This window comes from Veillonellales bacterium (assembly GCA_039680175.1).
Taxonomy (GTDB): Bacteria; Bacillota; Negativicutes; order JAAYSF01; family JAAYSF01; genus JBDKTO01.
In genome coordinates this window covers 32,598-51,255 of record JBDKTO010000086.1, presented here as the reverse complement: position 1 = coordinate 51,255, position 18,658 = coordinate 32,598, and the positions used below count along the sequence as shown (strand labels likewise).

The window sequence follows — 18,658 nt, the reverse complement described above, 5'->3', positions numbered from 1 at the left end:
AAGCTTAACATTCCCATATATTACCTTTTCTTTTCGGCTATGGAAAAGGCTTATTAAGTGTACGCTCTTTTCAGAATTCGTTTACAATTCTTTATTTTTTCGGGCTTGACATATTACCAGATTGCTTCTCATACACCCCTGCAGCCATTGCATTGGCCAGTACCCGTTCAGCCCGGGTAATCATCGGTGCGTCAATCATTTTTCCGTTTAAAGAAATGACGCCCGCTTTTTTTGCCAATGCCTCCTGATAAGCTTGCAGAACCCGCTGCGCCTTTTCGATTTCCTTGGCCGAAGGAGTAAATACTTTGTAAACCATATCGATTTGTTTCGGATAAATACAGGATTTACCGTCAAATCCCAACTCTTTGATCATCCGGCACTCTTCCATAAACCCTGCGTCATCCTTGATATCGGAAAATACCGAGTCAATAACCTGTATGCCTGCTTCCCGGGCGGCCAGCACCAGCATACTTCTGGCAACGAAAAGTTCTTTGCCGCCTTTGGTCTTACTGGTTTTAAGGGAAGTAACAAAATCCTCTCCGCCAATAGCCACCGCCATCATTCTCGGACTTGCCACCGCCATATCATAGGTATTGCGAAGGCCTTTCGGGCTTTCAACCGCGCCCATCATTTGAATAGAACCGGAGGGAAAGCCGTACTTTTCTTCCGCCTTAGTAATAATTTCGTCAATTTCCTTGATTTCTTCGGCAGTTTCCGCTTTCGGCAAACGGATAAAATCCGGTTTGGCCGCCAAAATGCATGCTAAATCGTCATATCCCCAGGGCGTACTGATATGGTTGATGCGAACACCTACTTCACAGGGATATTTCAAATATTTGATAGCATTATGAACCAGCTGCCGGGCGCTGTCTTTTTCGGTAACGGCAACCGCATCTTCCAGATCAAATATTAAGCTGTCAGCACCGTAAATTCCCGCGCTCTGCAATACGGCCGGATTGTTGCCCGGCGCAAACAGCATGGCCCGGCGCAGTTTTTCTTTTTCCATTTTCTCTCCCCCTTAGGCTAAAGCTCTGGCAATAGCCGTTTTAACGCGAGCATCAATAGTACAATCCAAAGCGCCTTTGTCATTGGCTTGAATGATAACATCCTGAATACCATGGTCTTTTATGATGGCAGCAATTAATTTTTCAATATGCTCACCATATTGATTAATAGCCGGGCTTATCAGTTCAATCGCGATTCCCGTGCCCGGTTCGGCCGGAGCCAGCATGATTAAAATATCCGATGATTCCAACGTCCCCGCTTGCGCCTGTTTGCACAGCTTACTCATCCCTAAATCCCCCCATAGCTTATATTGCTTTTCGTTAGTCTAACAAAAATTTCCCCATAAAAAAGCCAAGCTCGCTCTGCACTCATTATAACCACTATCAAAAAATTGCAAAAATAGCTATCTATGATGGTCAGCGATAACATATTTGAATAACGGCAGCGGCAGCGTTATTACTAGTTATATTTATTATCCCCAGCAGTTCATTGCTGGGAATCAGCTAATATTTCAGCCGCATTTAATAGTTCGTTGCTAATGCTGCTAATATTTTCTTGAGCGCTGCATATTTCTTTGAGAGCATCCCGCTCACCGACTGACGCCTCTACGAATTTGTCGAACTCAGCTTGGTATTTCGACATAGCAGAAGCGATCTTTTGCTGAGCCGGAACAATTTGGTTGACGGCTACTTGCACCTCGAGTACAGCCTTACGAATTATTTCTATTGATTGCTTGCTCTCGTTAGCCAGCTTCCCCACCTCTTTCGCTACAACGGCAAAACCTCGTCCCTGTTCTCCTACTCTAGCAGCTTCAATCGTAGCATTCAGTGCAAGCAAGTTTGTTTGATTCGATATCATTTTTATGGTCTCAGCAATAGAGCCAATGTTCTTAGCCGCCTCCGACAAAGATTGAGAAATAGTGAGCACCTCCTGAATGCGAACCACTTCCATGTCTACTTCTTTCTGTAGTTTCTGCAAAGCAGCTGATCCAGTTTCAATTGAACTTGATGCAATTCCAGTAGAGGCGGTTATCTGCTGTAACTTCTGGGACAAGTTCTGAACAATGATCACAACCTGCCTTGATAGTTTTTTATGCTTATACGAAGTTATCCGCTGCATTATGTAGGATGCTGATTCAATTGTTGGAATGCGTTCAGCGCCGATGACTTGTACCTCGGCATGTAAGTACTTTCCATATTTATTATATAAAATGCCTTCTCTACCAACTAAAGTACCAGTCCCTATAATATATCTAGCGTCTTGTAGTCGTTGGATTATTTCCTGTTCCTGTATTTCCTTAAACGGAATATACTTAAAATTCAGATGATCAATCCCATATTTCAGGCAGTTTTTTATAAAAGTTTCCCCACCCCGTTTATTATTATGAAAGACATACACAGTGGAGCCTTCGGGAATTTTTGCAATCCGGACAAAAAAATTACAGGATGGCATCACCTCAAAGCCAATAATTTTATCCTTAGGAATAATGCTGCTTAACTCTTCGACCCGAGTGGGCATTGTAAAAAATAAGTCGGCTTTCTGTTCATTTACTTCTTGGGGAGTAAGAGCAATCCCATTAACTGCCTTTCCTAATACGTGTTGTGCCGCCTGCAGAAACTCCCTGGCAATATCTTTCGTGCCGCCAACAGCACATAGGGTAATATCCGAATCCATTTTTCATCCTCCCAATTTACCATTTTGCTTTTCCGGCCTTCTCTACAGCGGTTCCCCGGTACAATTCACTTTACCAACTGGTAAGCGGCGCCTTATTGGAACATTGAAAGAAGCCAACATCATACCGCTGCTGGCTTCTTTATCCCCGTCTTCAGTTGGCTGGTCAAACGCTGTATCATTCAGGCCAGGTTTTGGGGGATATAAATGCTCCTGTTTGAGTGCCTGCGATATAAAATATATAAAAATTAGCTTGCTATATAATCATTATAATCGTTAGCAAAAAATTGCAAAAATAGCTATCTATGATGGTCAGCGATAACATATTTGAATAACGGCAGAGACAGCGTTATTAATAGATATATTTGATACCCAGATATCAGCAATTCAGATTTCACATTTCCCATAAAAATATTTATACTCAAGATGTCGATGGATTAACGTTACCGTCAGTCAATGCTGCGGGTTAGCCTGATTCTTACAGCGGTATTTATCACACTATTCAAAATAGATAATTAATTTATAGGGTAATATTGCTTTCTCAATATATTTCACCTAACAACACTATAATTAGAAAGGAGTATTTTTTTATGGGAAAAAAATTCTTCTCCGGCAAATCATTTGCCGCCTTACTAACAGTCGGCATCGTTGTGGTGCTATGGTTCGTACCGGTGCCCCAGGGGCTTACACCCCAGGCCTGGCATCTGTTTGCTATTTTTATGGGTACTGTGGTCGGTTTTATTTTGCAGCCTTTAGCTGCCGGTTCGGTCGCTTTGATCGCTATTGTATTGACGGCGCTGACCGGTACTCTAAAATTCAGTCAAGTATTGACGGCGTTCAGCGGCGGTACAGTGTGGCTGATCGTTTCCGCGTTTATTTTAGCCCGGGCATTTATTATTACCGGGCTGGGCAAGCGCATATCCTATCTGGTCATGCGTGCATTCGGCGACAGCAGTCTGAAATTAGTTTATTCCCTGGCTATCAGCGATGTAATTATCGGTCCGGCCATTCCCTCTAATTCGGCCCGGGCCGGCGGACTCGTTTACCCGATTGTCGCCAGCCTGAGCGAGGCCTTTGACTCTCATCCGGGAGCATCAGCCCGGCGGATTGGCGCGTATCTTATCACCTCGGTATTTCACCTTGACTTAGTTGTTTCCGCCATGTTTATGACTGCCATGGTAGGCAATCCGATGGCTGCCGCAATAGCCAAAAAAGTTTTGGATGTCGATATCACCTGGATCAGCTGGTTTGTAGCGGCAGTCGTCCCCGGTGTCATCGCCCTCATTACCATTCCTTATGTTTTATATAAAATTTATCCGCCGGAAATTAAAAATACGCCCGAAGCCAAAAAAATGGCCGATGATGTATTAAAGAAAATGGGTCCCATGTCCAAAGGCGAAAAAGTTTTATTGGTCGTATTCATTATGCTGCTGGGATTATGGGCAACAACCCAGTTCACCAAACTAGATGGTACATTGATTGCTTTTATGGGATTGTGCATCCTGCTGGCGACAAAAGTTCTCACCTGGGATAACGTGATTAAAGAAACCAAGGCCTGGGATACTCTGATTTGGGTCGGCAGTGTGATTCTCTTGTCGGATTACCTCAATAAACTTGGCTTCATCGGCTGGTTTGCCAAAATACTGGAGAATCAAATGGTTGGCGTAAGCATGATAGCCGCAGTTGTCCTGTCCTTCGTGATTTACTTATACAGCCATTACTTCTTTGCCAGCATGTCGGCTCACGTAACAGCCATGTACGCTGCTTTGATTACTCTGGGTGTTGCCGCCGGCGCACCGGGCTTTATTTCGGCCTTTGTCGTTGCTATTGCCGCTAATGTCTGCGGCTGTTTAACTCATTTTGGCACAGGTCCGGCACCTGTTTATTTTGGCGCCGGTTATGTTGACCAAAAAACCTGGTGGAAACTGGGCTTTATCGTATCGCTTATGCATATTGTAATCTGGGTCGGTATCGGCGGTGCCTGGTGGAAAGTTCTCGGCTATTGGTAAGCACCGCTGCTAGCAAAGCAAAAGGATCATAATAAAAAGGCAGTTCACAATTTTTTTGGGTGAGCTGCCTTTTTATTGATCATACAATGGATTAACAGGATAATGGATATCTATGGAGAATTTATTCATTCAGTAAGTAAAATTCTATCGCCAGACATTTTTGGGGGGGATACTATTTGGAAGACCGTGACTGGCTTATTGTGCGCACTCTCCATCAGCAAAAAAACATTACAAAGACGGCCCAGGCTTTGTTTATTTCCCAGCCGGCTATGACCGCCCGTTTACGGCATATTGAAACCGAATTCGGCGTTAAAATCGTACAGCGAACGACGAAAGGCGTCCAGTTTACCCCGGAAGGGGATTTTCTAGCAAAATCGGCAGCCAAAATATTGGCTGAAATGCGCGATATCAAAAATGAAGTGATGAATTTGTCCAGTGCTGTTGCCGGTACGTTAACCATCGGCGCGTCAAACTACCTGACCACCTATACTTTGCCTTACCTGCTGCGGCTTTTTAAACAGCAGCATCCCAATGTGGAGTTTAAAGTGACCACCACCTGGAGTAAAGATGTATTCAGTCTTGCCTACAACCAAAACGTCCATGTCGGCTTCGTCAGCATTGACTACGGCGGATTCAACGAAAAACATTTATTATATGAGGAGCCGATTTGTATTGCCTCCGTCAACCAGGTGAATCTGGAAGAACTCCCCTTCTTACCCCGAATTGATTATCAAACCGATCATTTGTTAAAAGCTCAAATTGACAAATGGTGGCGGGAAAACTTTTCCCATCCCCCTTCCGTCAGCATGCAGGTCGACAAAGTAGCTACCTGCAAAGAAATGGTTCGCTTTGGCTTAGGCTACGCCATCATGCCTTCCCGGATTTGCGATGACGTACAGGGGATTCAAAAAATCAACCTCACCGATAAAACCGGAAACGAGCTGACACGAAAAACCTGGATGATTTATAACCAGGAATCCGCAGCGATCAATTTAGTCAGAATCTTTGTGGATTTTGTTAAAAATCTGACGCTTTAGGCGGATGGATTTGAATTTGGCTCATGGCGCATGGCACTTGGAATTTGGAACTGGGATGGGGACTGCGCTACGGTTCTATTGTCCATGACGGACCGTCCAGGAGTCAATCAACTCCCCGCTTTGGCTGAAGGCTTGTACGTTCAGGGTGTCGCCCTGTACTTCCACCGTCAGATAGTTTGGCTCTTCCAGAGGGTTGTAAAAAAACTCGTTCCGATCCTGGGCAAATCGCTTTTTGTACGTCTTGGTACCGCTGCGGCCGGTGGCTGCGTATATAGTTCCCTGGGCTGTGCTGTCCACCACCTCGCCGCCGCGGAGAGGAAAGGTTCGGGCATAGACATGATCGTGCCCGCTAAAGACTATATCTGCATGATATTGATCCAGAACGGGTACAAAAGCTTCACGAATGTCGGCATTGTCGCCGGTTTCCTTATTGCTGTAGGGAGGACGGTGCAGGAAAACCAATTTCCACGGCTTGTCCGTCGCCGCCAGGTCCTGTTCCAGCCAGGCTTTTTGACTATCCAGCATATCCGGCAAGAACTCTCTTTCTTCCCCCGCCTGACTGTCGAGCATCACAAAATGAACATTGCCGTAATCAAAAGAATATACCTGCCGCTTCAGCTCCGCCGGACCGTTTAAAGGGAGTTTGAACTGAGCCGTAAAATAAAGGGGCAGAGAAAATTGATGTTCCGGCGTATACATTTCATGATTTCCCGTCAGAGGCATGGCGGGAATGGTGTCAATCACACCCTGAGCGGCGTCAAACCAGCCGTTCCACTGACTGTAATCCTGACCCACGTCCACCAAGTCCCCCATGTTGATAAAAAAAGCCGCAGCCTGATTTGCCTGATAAGCCTGATGAATCGTAGTCTGCCAGATACCATAATCGCCGCTTTGGGAATCACCGAAAATAAGAAACTTAAATTGGGAAGCAGCAACAGCGGCCGTCGTAAAGCTATGGGGTTCACTCCATATTTCGCCGCTGCCCACCCGGTACAAATAGCCCGCAGCGGGTTTGAGGCCGGTTAAAGTAACAGAATGAAGCTCCATATCCCCCAGATTGGTTGAGAATGATTCAACGCCTGCCTCTATCCTCCTGACAGCGGCAGAATGAAAGCCGGCGGCTGTCAACGGCACAAATTCCACCTGTCCCGCCACTGTGTCAGCATCGGTTCGCCAGCTGATCGTCTCGGTCGTCCGGGGATCTCCTTCCCAGGTCAAAGTAATATGATCCGGCGCAGCTGTACCCAATGGTTCGGCCAAAAGCACGGCTGGAAAATACCCCGCCAATAAACAAACCAGTGCAGCAACCAGAAAACAAATAGAAGCAGCCGTTCTTTCCCGCAGCATACTAAACATACTTTTCCCCCCGCTTTATCTTACTGATCTCAAACCAGAACATAACCCCATCCGCCGTATTCTCCACCCCGTAAGCATTGCCGTGAAGCTCCTGGATCGCCCGGACGACGGACAACCCCAGGCCGTATCCTCCTAAGCTTCTGGTCCGTGCCTGATCCACTTTATAAAAGCTGAGCCATAATTCCTTCAGGCTGTCCGCGGGAACCTGCTTGCCGCTGTTATAGACGCAGACCCGGTATGTATCCTCCCGCTCTGCCGCACTGACCCGTATGACCCGCTTGTCTTCCACATAATCAATGGCATTATTGAAAAAATTGACGAGAACCTGCTCAATCCGCAGTATATCCCCGTTCACCCATAACCCCGGCTCTTTTTCCATTTCCACGGTAATGCGTTTTTCGCTGAAAATCCCTTGATATTTTAACAGAACCGCATCCAGCAGTAAAGATAAATCAAAATTGGTCCTTTCCAGATGGAAATAGCCGGATTCCATCTGGGATAGATTCAGTAAATCCTGGATCAGTTTGTCCATTTTCTCTGCTTCATCCATAACGACGGAACAGTAGTAGTTTTTGCTGTCCTCGTCGGCGGCGACATTCTCTTTCAGCCCTTCGGCGTAGCCAAGAATGAGGGAGATGGGTGTTTTTAATTCATGGGAAACACTGGAAATAAAATTTTTGCGCAATTTATCCAGCCGCCGTTCTTTTTCCACATCGGCGGTCAGCTGCTGATTCTTCTGATTCAGTTCGCTGATTGCTTTATTCAGCTGATAGGACAGATTGTTAATGCTTTTCCCCAGCCGGCCCACTTCATCCTCGCTGTGAATAGTGCATTTGCGAGAAAAATCAAACCGGGAGATGCCCTGGGCCACATGGCTGACTTCCAATAACGGAACCGTAAACCGTTTGGCAAAGAAAAATGCCCAGATACCGCCGGCTGCAATGGTAAGCAGTCCGACAATGGCGATAAACCTGCTGGCGTAGGCGGCGCTTTCGGCAACGGCGGCCAGGGGTATTTTAATCTCTAACATGTCTTCGTTCACTAAACGGCGTCTTAACACCATGAATTGAATATTCAGTGCCTGATCCTGCTCAATCTCAATGGTGGAATTGCCGTCAACCTCTTCCCGTGACTTGATGACAAAGGCCGGAGGCAGCCGGGGCGGACCTTCGGCTGCCTCCGGAGCAGCGTCGCCATTGTCGGAAATCACAGAGTGACGGTTAAATGCCTTCTGGGGATGAATCCGTTCAAACGAACTGTACTCAATATTGCCATCCCGGCTCATAATCACAATCCCGGCTCCCAGATTATTGGCCATTCGTTCCAATTCGAGGGAAATGTCCTGAGCGCCGGAACGATAGCGCTCGTCAATGATTTGACTGCTCTCGATCACACTGTGTTTTTTATTGGTCATATAAAAATCTTCTAAAAATAAGGCGCTCAAGCCCCAGGAAATCAGCACAAAAAGAATGACCAGCAGACTGATATTCAAAAAGAGCTTGGTCCGGATGGAATTCATTTTTCCACCTCAAACCGGTAGCCAAATCCCCGTATTGTTTGAATCAGGCTGTTCTTGGCCCCCAGTTTGGTTCGAAGCCGGGTAATATGGGTATCAACGGTTCGCAGATCCCCCAGATAATCATAATTCCAGACATGGTTCAGAATTTGCTCCCGGCTTAACGCCCGGCCTTTATTTTCCGCCAAATAGATCAGCAGGTCATATTCTTTGGGGCTGAGATCCAGCCGGTGGCCGTCGATAGAGACAAAATGAGCCGCCGCGTCAATATTGAGACCATCGCAGGACAGGCTCTGCTGGCTTTCCAAGCGGCGAAACAAGGCATTGACCCGGGCAATCAGTACTCTGGGACTGAAGGGCTTGGTAATATAGTCGTCCGCCCCGATTTCAAAGCCGAAAAGCTGATCCACTTCTTCCCCTTTGGCAGTCAGCAGAATCACCGGGATAGTGGAAGTCTTGCGAATTTCCCGGCATACTGTCCAGCCGTCGTACCTGGGCATCATCACATCTAAGATCACAAGATCAACCTTTGCCTGAAATATCTTCTCCAGTGCCGCCTGCCCGTTATCGGCCTCGATAATGGAATAGCCTTCCCGCAGGAGAAAATCGGCAATCAGCTTTCGCATCCGCAATTCATCATCCACGATCAAAACTGTTTTATTCACGGAACAGTGCTCCTTACAACCATAATTTTACTCTACTTATAGAATAGCCCGGGACGGTTGGTCCGTCAATCCTGAAAAAATCCAATCAAGTTCCAATCCTTGTAACAAAACTGTAACAATTATCCTGCATAATAAAGAATGTTACTATCTTAAATAACAAGCGAGGCTGATTTATGCAAAAATTTTGGAAGAAATACAAAGGATGGATTGTTTTTATATTGCTTATGGCGGCAGCTGCCGCCGGCGCAGCTGCCTATTATGCTAAAAAAGGCAGTACTCCTGCCACAGCGCAAAACACAACCACCGTAATACGAAGCAGCATTCAGTCCACCGTTTCCGCTACCGGAACGATTTCCGCCGTCAACACGGTAGAAGTCGGCTCCCGGGTAACCGGCCTGATTACCGAAGTCCGGGTAAAAGAAAACGATCAGGTAGCCGCCGGCCAGATTCTGTTCGTCCTGGACGACTCCACCCTCAGAGCCCAATTAGCCCAATATCAGGCTCAGGTCGACAATTGCGCCGCCAACTATGAGCGCAGCAAAAGGCTGGCCGCCGTGGGCGCGGAAGCGGTTCAGCAGCTGGATACCGACCGGACCAATTATTTGGTGGCAAAATCGAACTATGACAATATTGCTTCCCAGCTGGACTATTATGTAATCCGGGCACCGATCTCCGGCACGGTCGTCGGCAAGCCTACTCCGGCCGGGCAGACGATCTCCCAGGGTATTTCCACTCCCCAGGTCGTTATGAATATTGCCGATATGTCCAAAATGCAGATTAAAGTCCAGGTGGATGAATCGGATATCGGCAAAGTCAACGCCGGTCAGCAGGTTTCCTTTACCGTAGACGCGTATCCGGATAAAACCTTTACCGGCAGAGTCAGCAGCATCTCCCGCAGCGCCACCACTTCTTCCAACGTTGTTTACTATCCCGTTTACGTGGATGTGGATTCACCGGAAGGCCTTCTGTACCCGACAATGACGGCCAGAGTGACCTTGTACGTGGCACAGAGGAATAATGTGCTGACAGTACCTTTAACCGCCGTCAAAGAAGAACAGGGACAAAAATATGTAACTGTGATGGTAAATGGCATTGCACAAAGCATGCCAGTCCAAACCGGCTTATACGATCAGGAAAAGGTTGAAATTCTCAGCGGCCTGCAGGAAGGCGACGAGATTGTCCTGTCCACAGCAAAAGCAGGGACCGGGACAGCGACAAAAAAGAACAGCAGCAATCAGGGACCGTCGCACCCTCCGATTTAGCGCAAGGAGGAACTAAGAATGGCTATCATTGAGCTTACCGATATAACAAAAACTTATTCCATGGGCGATACTCTGGTCCACGCCCTGGCCGGTGTCACCCTCTCTATCCAACAGGGTGAATTTGCCGCCATCACCGGTCCGTCCGGATCCGGGAAGTCCACTCTGATGAATATTCTGGGCTGTCTGGACCGGCCCACCGCCGGTTCCTATCGCTTAGACGGCAGCGAAGTGGCCGCTTTGGCCGAATCCCAGCTGGCTGTGGTACGCAATCAGCGAATCGGGTTTGTCTTTCAAAACTTCAATCTGCTGCCGCGGATGTCAGCCTTGCAGAATGTCGCTCTGCCCCTGGTCTATGCCGGGATAAATAAGCAGACTCGGTTGGCGAAAGCCGGGGAAAATTTGGCGAAAGTAGGGCTGGCAGACCGACAGCATCACCGTTCCAATGAACTTTCCGGCGGTCAGCGGCAGCGGGTGGCCATCGCCCGGGCGCTTATCAACGACCCGCCCATATTGATTGCCGACGAGCCTACCGGAAATCTGGATACCAAGTCCAGCAACGAGATTATGGACATTTTTTGCCGGCTGAATGAGCAGGGCCGGACTGTAATCATGGTCACCCATGAACCAGATATTGCCGCTTACGCCAAACGGGTCATCCAAGTCCGGGACGGAGAAATCATTCACGATGAAATCAGGCAGGAGGTGGCGGATTGTTCTGGGAAAGTATCCTGATTGCCTTTGAAGGATTAAAAGCAAATAAACTCCGCTCCTTTCTGACTATGCTGGGAATCATCATCGGCGTCGGCGCCGTCATTGCCATGGTATCCCTGGGGTTGGGAGTGCAGCAGAAAGTGCAAAGCTCTATCGCCGGCCTGGGAAGCAACCTGCTGATCGTCATGCCGGGGTCTAATTCCCCTTCCGGCGGGGTGCGTCTGGCAGCAGGCTCCAATATCACTCTGACCAGGCAGGATGCCACGGCCATCGGGAAAGAAATCGCCGGTGTAAAATACGTAGCGCCGGCTGTCAGCAGCCAGTTTCAGATCATCTACGGCAATCAGAATTGGAAAACCAATGTTCAGGGGACGACGCCGGACTTCCTGGCAGTCCGAAATTTTCAGGTGTCCTCCGGTACGTTTTTCAGTACCAGCGAGGAAAATTCCCGCTCCCGGGTAGCCGTACTGGGGCAGACAGTTGCCGATAATCTATTTCCCAATACCACTCCGGTAGGCAAGACCATCCGCATTAATAATGCGCCTTTCCGGGTTATCGGCGTCCTGGAAAGCAAGGGTCAGTCCTCTATGGGGCAGGATCAGGACGACACGGTTATTATTCCTCTCGCCACCGCTCAAGACCGTGTCCTGGGCATTACCTATCTGCACAATATCAGCATACAGGTGGAAAATGATAAAGTAATCGATCAGGTCCAGGAAGACGTAACCAGCCTGCTGCGAAGCCGCCATCATATCGCGGCTAATGCTGACGACGACTTTACCGTTCGCAACCTGACGGCTCTGATGAGTACGGTAAAAGAAACCACTCAGACCATTACTCTGTTTCTGGGCGCCATTGCCGCTATCTCCCTGCTGGTCGGCGGTATCGGCATTATGAATATTATGCTGGTTTCCGTCACGGAGCGAACCCGGGAAATCGGCATCCGCAAAGCCATTGGCGCTACTTACGGCAATATCCTGCTGCAATTTCTAATCGAAGCCATTGTGATCAGCGTCACCGGCGGACTCATCGGTATTTGTCTGGGAGTAGCCGGCGCCTATGCCATTACCCAATTCGCCGGCTGGAATACAGTCATCTCTCCGGCGGCAATTGTGGGATCTTTCAGTGTCACCGTCATGATCGGCTTATTTTTCGGTATCTATCCTGCCCGGAAGGCGGCGCTCCTTGATCCGATCGAAGCCCTAAGATATGAGTAGCGTGGAATAAGAAAATTTTTAAAATTCCAATGAGATTCAAAGAATTTATATCTATAATATAGAAAGATAATCCACGGATGGAAAATTTGAACACGGCTGTTTACCATGTAGGGGTTTTTTATAAATGAAGCTACTATTAGTGGAAGACGAACGCAAATTAGTCGAGGCGCTGGCCTATCTGCTGAAAAAAAACGGCTACGCGATCGACACTGCGCTGGATGGGGAAACAGGAATTGAAATGGCGGCTACCGGCACATACGATCTACTCATTTTGGATTATATGCTGCCCCAAAAAAGCGGCATCGACTTATTAAAAGAATTCCGCAGCCTGAAATTTGATACTCCGGTGATTTTTTTAACCGCGAAAGATGCGCCTAAAGACCGGGTGGCAGGTTTGGATGCCGGCGCCGACGATTATCTGGTCAAACCGTTTTTTACGGAGGAACTTCTGGCCAGAATAAGAGCCTTAACCCGCCGGAAAAACAAGAATTTAGTAAACAATACCTTATCGGCTGCCGGGCTGACGCTTGATCCCTTACGCAGTGAAGTAAGAAAGGGCGATACGGTCATCCACTTAACCCTGAAAGAATCCTTATTGTTAGAATTGTTAATGCGCAATATGGGGCAGGTAATGACCAAGGAATATATCCTGGAACACGTTTGGGGCTATAATTCTGAAAGCGCCATGGCCAATGTGGATCTTTACATCTATTACCTGCGCAAAAAGCTGAATATTTCCAGTATCAAAACAGTGCGGGGCGTGGGCTATTTTTTCCAAGAAGAAAAAGCCCTTTAACAGGGCTCTATCCTTTTTGGTTAATCCGCCTGCCGGCAACATGCCGCCAGCGGATATTGTAGGAATTATTCATTTTTTCCCGTGACCGCAGCCGCTGCAAATCAGCCATGATCCTGGTTTTCTCGCTAACAGCGGCTGCCAGCGCCTCCTTGTTGTCCCGGATAATCTCCTGCTGTTTCCCGCGAATCAGCAGGAGCATTTTTTTTACTGCTCCATTTTCGGTTATAAAATGATTCTCCGGTAACTTCTTTTCCTCTATTTCTTGCAGTTCCCGGAGATATTGAGCCCGCTCCCGTAATAAGCGCAATAACCCCTTCATTTTACGCTGATGGATAAACCGGATTTGAATCTTAGTATTGATACTTATTTTATCAAGGATAGCCAATTTTTCCATCATTTGCTCATATAAGGCTGTTCCTGCTTCTTCCATTGGCTGTTTCACCTCATCAAGAACTGGAACTGAAGGAAGAAATAATCGACGACTGGGTGGATAATTGTTCTATAGCCGTTTCCATATTGGTAAACTGGGTATAATAGCGGTCTTCCTCATTGCTGAGCCGGTCTTCCTCATCACTGATTTTATCCGCCAGGCTGTCCAGGTCTTTTGATAAAACATTGTCTGTTTCCGAGGCATCGTCTGTAACCCCGGCTTTTTGAATCAACAGACCCTTATTGCCGCTGGAATCCCGCACTGTCCCGACATTGTCCTGAAGAACATCATATAGCTTGTACGCCAGTCCCTCTTCCTTAGTCCGGGTTTTTCGCTCACTGCTGTTCAGCGTACGGACGGTAGTCGTTCCCCCATAGGATGCGGACTGCTGCGTAAAAAGGTTCATTACCCCTTCCGGGTCAGTAGAAATCGCCGCTTTCAGCGTATCCTCAGCCACATGCAGTTTCCCCTTTTCCGTATAGGTACTGGTGGTAATTCCAATTTTCGTCAGCGACTCCGACTGCCCGGAAACAGAGCTCATCAGCGCGTTGCGCATATTATACACCATATTTTGCAATACCGAATCATTCTCCAGCAAGCCGGTTTCGGCTTTTTTGTTCCAATTGGTAATTTCCGTATCCGACATGGAACTTTCCTGGGCGTCGGTCAGCGGCGCATAATCACTGTCATAACTCTCCGACAGCTTGCCGTTTATTTCGTCAAGCAGGCTATTATACGCCGTAACGAAATTATTGATTTTATCATAAATCCCGTCCACATCCTGAGTTACGCTGACGTTATCCGTACTGGTGGTAACTGCATTCAAAGTATACGTCACGCCGTCCTGAGTAATGGAATTAGAACTGCGGGTCAGCTTCTGTCCGTCCAGCACCGTCTGGGAATCCTTGCCTTCGGTAGAGGTAGTTAACAGCTTGGACACAAACGTTCCCGTCGTATCTTCCAGCGCAATGGTGTTGCCGGCGCCGGTATTGTTGGCGGTAACCACCAGCTGATCCGTATTCGTATCGTATTTCATGGTTACACCGGCAGTCGTGTCTTTATTGACTGTACTGATCATATCACTCAGGGTATCGGTCTTATCAAAAGAAAACTTCTCACCATTGATTGTAAATGCTATTTCTCCCGACGATGAATCAAAGGCAAAAGCATAATCCGACTTCAGCTTGCCGGCAATGGTTGCCAGGGTATCCGATGTGCTCAGCCGGTTGGTCAGATTGGAACTGCTGCTAAACCCTAAGGCCGAAAATGACCCTTTGGAAGAAGCGTCACTGATAGTAATACTGCCCACACCGCTGTCAGCAGTAGGGGTAAATGTCAGATACCCGCTGCTGTCGGTACCGACCGTTACCTTATTAATCGTCGTGGTAGTAGTGGTGCCGTCGCTTGTGGTCGTCGTGCCGATGGCTTTATTAATCGCCGCCTGCACATATTCCATCCCGGTTTGGGAAGAAGAATCGTAGGCAGAATCAAAATTTACCGTCCGGGCAGTCCCGTCTACGGTAATCGTAAAGCTGGTTCCCTTGAGAGTAGCATAAGTAGCTGCAGCAGAGCCTTCCACATCTTTCGTCATGCCGCTGACACTGGACTGAGTGGCGGCGGTAGCCAACTGGCTGACAGTAATCGTATGGCTTCCTTTCACTGCCGAGCTGGTGGCTGTGGCCGAAACCGCGCTGTTATCGCTGCTAACCGAAAATTGCTGAAAATTGCTTTGATTCAGGATACTGTCGGACGAAGTCAAATTCAAATACTTATTGGTAAATGTCTGAACATCGCTGACGATCGTCCGGTACTGCTCCTGTTTCCATTCGTCAATCTGCTTTTCCTGTTTCAGTTTATTCAGGGTGCCGGAATCAGCGCTGATGAGTTTCTGCACCAGGGAATCCACATCAATGCCGGAAGACAAACCGCTGAACCGGGTAACACCGTTAACCGTTGTCGCACTGATCGAACTGCTTGAAGAACTGGACATAGACTCTCCCTCCTTTGGTCATTTAATTTGCCATTTTCAATTTAACTGATATAATCCAGCAATGTCTTGGAAATAGCCTTGGCGGCAGCGGACAAAGATGCCTCATACACTGTTTCGGCAGTCGCCACATTCGTTGTCGATTCGGCCGTATCCACATCCTCATTGGTGGACATTAACTTCGTATAAACCGTATTTTCATCACTCAAGCGATTAGCAGCAATCGTGGCTGTTTTTTCTCTCGCGCCCAAATTCGAAGTAACGGCGGATATCCGGTCAAGATCCGTATCCAAATCGCCTAAAACATCACTGAGGGTAAAAGAAGTCGTTTGGGAAGTACCGCCGGCCGCTGTCGCCGCCGTCCCGACATACGTCCCCATGGCGCCGTTTCCTTCGGTAACGGCTACCGTACTGGAAGTCGTTGTAGCAGTGGTTGTAAAAACCAGGTTGCTGCTGCTGTTGAGAGAGGCAGTTACTTTGCCGGTTAAGGAACTGGCGCTAATGCCTTTGTTGACAGCCGCCACAAAGGCGCTGGCAGAAGAATAGGTACCGGCGGGAATCGTGATCGTCGCTGCCGCGCCCCCATCCACAGCTAGATTCAGCGTATCATTAGTACCCGCAGTAACCGTATAACCACCGGACGAAAGGGCCGCACTGCCCGTTGCCGTGCCCCCGGAAATACTCTGATAGCTTGTTCCGCCGCTCAAACCAATCAGTAATTTATCAAAAGTGGCAAATAAATTGCTGCCCGAGTCGGTGCCGACAACGTCCTGGCCTTCCACATTGACTGTGATCTGATTGCCGAAGCCGATATTATATTTCATCGACTGATCTACGCCGCTATCCTGGTAGGCGCTGCCGGAAGCAGTTTCACCGGCGTAAGCGGCAGCATAAGCCGTAGAATCCACATCGCTGGCTACCGCTCCGTTCAAGTCCACTATTTTGCCTTTAAAAGTGACTTTATCCACCGTAGAAGTTCCGGCTGTGACGGTCGTTGTTTCATAAGGCTCCGTATCGGTATCGTAGCCGGCAAAAACATACCGGCCGGCATAAGAAGTATTCAGCGTCTGAATTACCGTTTTCTGTAACTGCGCTACCTCCTGCTTAATATCCGTAAGATTGGATTCGCTCAGAATCCCTGTGTTGGAAGCCTGTACCGTCAAGTCGCGGACCTGCTGTACCACATCATGCAGATCACTGAGCGCCCCTTCCGTCACCTTCATCCAGGAAGTTGCGTCATTGACATTTTTCTTGTACTGCTCCACTGTCGACACATAATTGCGGTATTTGACCGCCTGTGTCGCCACCTCCGGATCATCCGACGGCAGCTCGATCTTCGACTGGGTCGACTGCTGTTGCTGTGCCTTTTCCAGCCGTTTCGTATTATTGCCGATATTATAAATGCTGTTTGAAATCAGCATGCTGTTCGTTACCCGCATGAAAAGCCGCCTCTCCTCTTGTCGAAATTAATCATTCACCATGGCAATGGTTTTAGCGTACAGTTCATCCCATACGCTTACCATCTTAGAAGATGCTTCATAGGCCTGCTGATACTTTGTCATCGTGGCTGTTTCCTCATTGGTATCCACGCCGGATACCGAAGTCCGGCGGTCGTTAATGGTTTTGACCAAGCTGGTGGCATTGGTGGAAGAACGCTGAGCCGTTGAACTGTCGGTGGCTAACGTGGAAACAATGGAATTGTAAAAATCCTCCGGCGTGCCTTTATTGAACATACTGCTGTCTTTAACCAGCTTAATCAGCTGATCTACATTATTCGCGTTATCCGTCCCACCGCTACTGTCGGCTGCCGCAATATTGGATACATTATCCTCAATGTCCTTGGATAAAGAAATATTGGCGGCGGTAATCTTTTGATAAGCCGCAGCCGCTCCTTCGCTGGTAATCTCCGCAGTGAAATCAGCCGATGAGGTATCATCATAGGAAAAAAAGCGAATGCCGGTTGTAGTGCCATCCGACAGATAACCGTCGGCATGACCGGAATAAGAAGCTGTGCCCTCATTGAAAGCTTGAGCAAAGGTCTGGGCAAACTTGTTCAACTGATTGATATAATAGGGAATTCCTTGATAGGAGGAATCGGTTCCGTCCCCATCGCGCAAATCCAGTTCGGCTTTCAGCTGGCCGCCGGTTGTTGTAAAACTGTCCCCCGTTTTTCCCCATTTCACGCTGTACATCCCGTCATTGGTACTATCCTCCGTAATTTCCAGCTCATTCGCCTCACCGCCATTCACTAAGGTGGTGCCGTCAACGCGAATCGTCATCTGGTTATTATCGCTTGCGTCTTCCGTTACCGTTATATCCGTCAGATTAGACAGCTTGTCCAGCAGCAGATTCCGCTGATCTTTCAGTTCATTGGTGCTGGCATTGGCAGCAACCGCCTGACTGATCCGGCTGTTTAAATCAGCGATCTGCCCGGCATAGGAATTAATCTGATCCACTGTCGTCTTGACTGCACAATTCTCGTCTTCTCTGATTGCCGTCAATTCCTGAGATGCCTCGTTCAAATACTGGCACACCGCCTTGCCGTCTTCCTGCACAGTATTACGGGTGGAACTGTCGCCCGGCGTTTTGTCCAAACTTTCCAGAGCGGAATAAAAATTGTTAAAAACTGTACTGAACCCGCTGCTTGTTGAAGTGGGATTCAGCACCGATTCAATTTCCGTTAAGGCAGAAGATTTTGTCTCCCAGTTCCCCAGCCGAGTATTTTCCTGCCAATACCGCTGATCCAGCCGGGTATCCCGCAGCTGGTCTACGGAAGTAACTTCCGTGCCGTTGCCGAGAATGGACTGGCCGGCGTAAACTGCCGCTACTCCCAGGGGAGTCTGATTGACCTCCTGCCGGGAATAGCCGGTCGTATTCGCATTGCTCATGTTATTCGTAGTAACCGACATCGCCACCTGACTGGCGTATAATCCCCGGCTGGCGATATTAATGCCGGTAAACGTTGAATTCATTTCTCTCCCTCCAAGCCAAAAACT

Annotated in this window: 16 protein-coding genes; 6 read left to right on the top strand and 10 right to left on the bottom strand. The window is 48.1% G+C overall.

Annotation, left to right across the window (positions count from 1 at the left end):
• Nucleotides 1-91 precede the first annotated feature (91 nt).
• From ABFC84_14595 to ABFC84_14585, 3 genes are all read right to left on the bottom strand, one after another.
• Nucleotides 92-1,006 carry an aldolase/citrate lyase family protein gene (locus tag ABFC84_14595; GenBank protein MEN6413969.1) on the bottom strand — a complete coding sequence of 305 codons (915 nt, stop codon included), beginning with the start codon at nt 1,004-1,006 and terminating at the stop codon, nt 92-94.
• Between the two features lie 12 nt (nt 1,007-1,018).
• Nucleotides 1,019-1,291 (bottom strand): citrate lyase acyl carrier protein, encoded by a 273-nt coding sequence (gene citD / locus ABFC84_14590; GenBank protein ID MEN6413968.1) that lies wholly within the window; start codon nt 1,289-1,291, stop codon nt 1,019-1,021.
• A gap of 200 nt (nt 1,292-1,491) precedes the next feature.
• Complete coding sequence (locus ABFC84_14585) at nt 1,492-2,679, bottom strand: methyl-accepting chemotaxis protein (GenBank protein ID MEN6413967.1); 1,188 nt, start codon at nt 2,677-2,679, stop codon at nt 1,492-1,494.
• A gap of 587 nt (nt 2,680-3,266) precedes the next feature.
• Here ABFC84_14585 and ABFC84_14580 point away from each other — a divergent pair.
• Nucleotides 3,267-4,685 (top strand): anion permease, encoded by a 1,419-nt coding sequence (locus tag ABFC84_14580; GenBank protein ID MEN6413966.1) that lies wholly within the window; start codon nt 3,267-3,269, stop codon nt 4,683-4,685.
• Nucleotides 4,686-4,861: 176 nt separating this feature from the next.
• Nucleotides 4,862-5,722: a LysR family transcriptional regulator gene (locus tag ABFC84_14575; GenBank protein ID MEN6413965.1), complete on the top strand. Its 861-nt coding sequence runs from the start codon at nt 4,862-4,864 to the stop codon at nt 5,720-5,722.
• A 75-nt stretch (nt 5,723-5,797) separates the two neighbouring features.
• Here the strand turns inward: ABFC84_14575 and ABFC84_14570 are convergent, their stop codons facing one another.
• Genes ABFC84_14570 through ABFC84_14560 form a run of 3 tightly spaced genes read right to left on the bottom strand, consistent with a single transcriptional unit; the run spans nt 5,798 to nt 9,259 of the window.
• Nucleotides 5,798-7,078, bottom strand: a complete 1,281-nt coding sequence (locus ABFC84_14570) for a metallophosphoesterase family protein (protein MEN6413964.1) — start codon at nt 7,076-7,078, stop codon at nt 5,798-5,800.
• Complete coding sequence (locus ABFC84_14565; protein MEN6413963.1) at nt 7,071-8,597, bottom strand: HAMP domain-containing sensor histidine kinase; 1,527 nt, start codon at nt 8,595-8,597, stop codon at nt 7,071-7,073. The genes ABFC84_14570 and ABFC84_14565 overlap by 8 nt, the downstream gene beginning before the upstream one ends.
• Nucleotides 8,594-9,259 (bottom strand): response regulator transcription factor, encoded by a 666-nt coding sequence (locus ABFC84_14560; GenBank protein ID MEN6413962.1) that lies wholly within the window; start codon nt 9,257-9,259, stop codon nt 8,594-8,596. Before ABFC84_14560 ends, ABFC84_14565 begins: the two co-directional genes overlap by 4 nt.
• Before the next feature lie 173 nt (nt 9,260-9,432).
• On the opposite strand from ABFC84_14560, the gene ABFC84_14555 reads away from it, so the two are divergent.
• The 4 genes from ABFC84_14555 to ABFC84_14540 all read left to right on the top strand — a co-directional run bounded on the left by ABFC84_14555 (nt 9,433) and on the right by ABFC84_14540 (nt 13,245).
• Nucleotides 9,433-10,521 (top strand): efflux RND transporter periplasmic adaptor subunit, encoded by a 1,089-nt coding sequence (locus ABFC84_14555; protein MEN6413961.1) that lies wholly within the window; start codon nt 9,433-9,435, stop codon nt 10,519-10,521.
• Between the two features lie 18 nt (nt 10,522-10,539).
• Nucleotides 10,540-11,253, top strand: a complete 714-nt coding sequence (locus tag ABFC84_14550; protein MEN6413960.1) for an ABC transporter ATP-binding protein — start codon at nt 10,540-10,542, stop codon at nt 11,251-11,253.
• Nucleotides 11,232-12,449, top strand: a complete 1,218-nt coding sequence (locus ABFC84_14545; protein MEN6413959.1) for an ABC transporter permease — start codon at nt 11,232-11,234, stop codon at nt 12,447-12,449. The genes ABFC84_14550 and ABFC84_14545 overlap by 22 nt, the downstream gene beginning before the upstream one ends.
• A 124-nt stretch (nt 12,450-12,573) precedes the next feature.
• A complete protein-coding gene (locus ABFC84_14540) occupies nt 12,574-13,245 on the top strand; it encodes a response regulator transcription factor (protein MEN6413958.1) in 672 nt (223 codons plus the stop codon).
• A gap of 7 nt (nt 13,246-13,252) precedes the next feature.
• Here ABFC84_14540 and ABFC84_14535 read toward each other — a convergent pair whose 3' ends face one another.
• Genes ABFC84_14535 through flgK form a run of 4 tightly spaced genes read right to left on the bottom strand, consistent with a single transcriptional unit; the run spans nt 13,253 to nt 18,634 of the window.
• Nucleotides 13,253-13,675 (bottom strand): hypothetical protein, encoded by a 423-nt coding sequence (locus ABFC84_14535; protein ID MEN6413957.1) that lies wholly within the window; start codon nt 13,673-13,675, stop codon nt 13,253-13,255.
• Between the two features lie 16 nt (nt 13,676-13,691).
• Nucleotides 13,692-15,665, bottom strand: a complete 1,974-nt coding sequence (fliD, locus tag ABFC84_14530) for a flagellar filament capping protein FliD (GenBank protein ID MEN6413956.1) — start codon at nt 15,663-15,665, stop codon at nt 13,692-13,694.
• Nucleotides 15,666-15,706: 41 nt separating this feature from the next.
• Nucleotides 15,707-17,101 (bottom strand): flagellar hook-associated protein FlgL, encoded by a 1,395-nt coding sequence (flgL, locus tag ABFC84_14525; protein ID MEN6413955.1) that lies wholly within the window; start codon nt 17,099-17,101, stop codon nt 15,707-15,709.
• Between the two features lie 27 nt (nt 17,102-17,128).
• On the bottom strand, nt 17,129-18,634 hold the full coding sequence (flgK, locus tag ABFC84_14520; protein MEN6413954.1) for a flagellar hook-associated protein FlgK: 1,506 nt from the start codon (nt 18,632-18,634) through the stop codon (nt 17,129-17,131).
• Between the last annotated feature and the right edge of the window lie 24 nt (nt 18,635-18,658).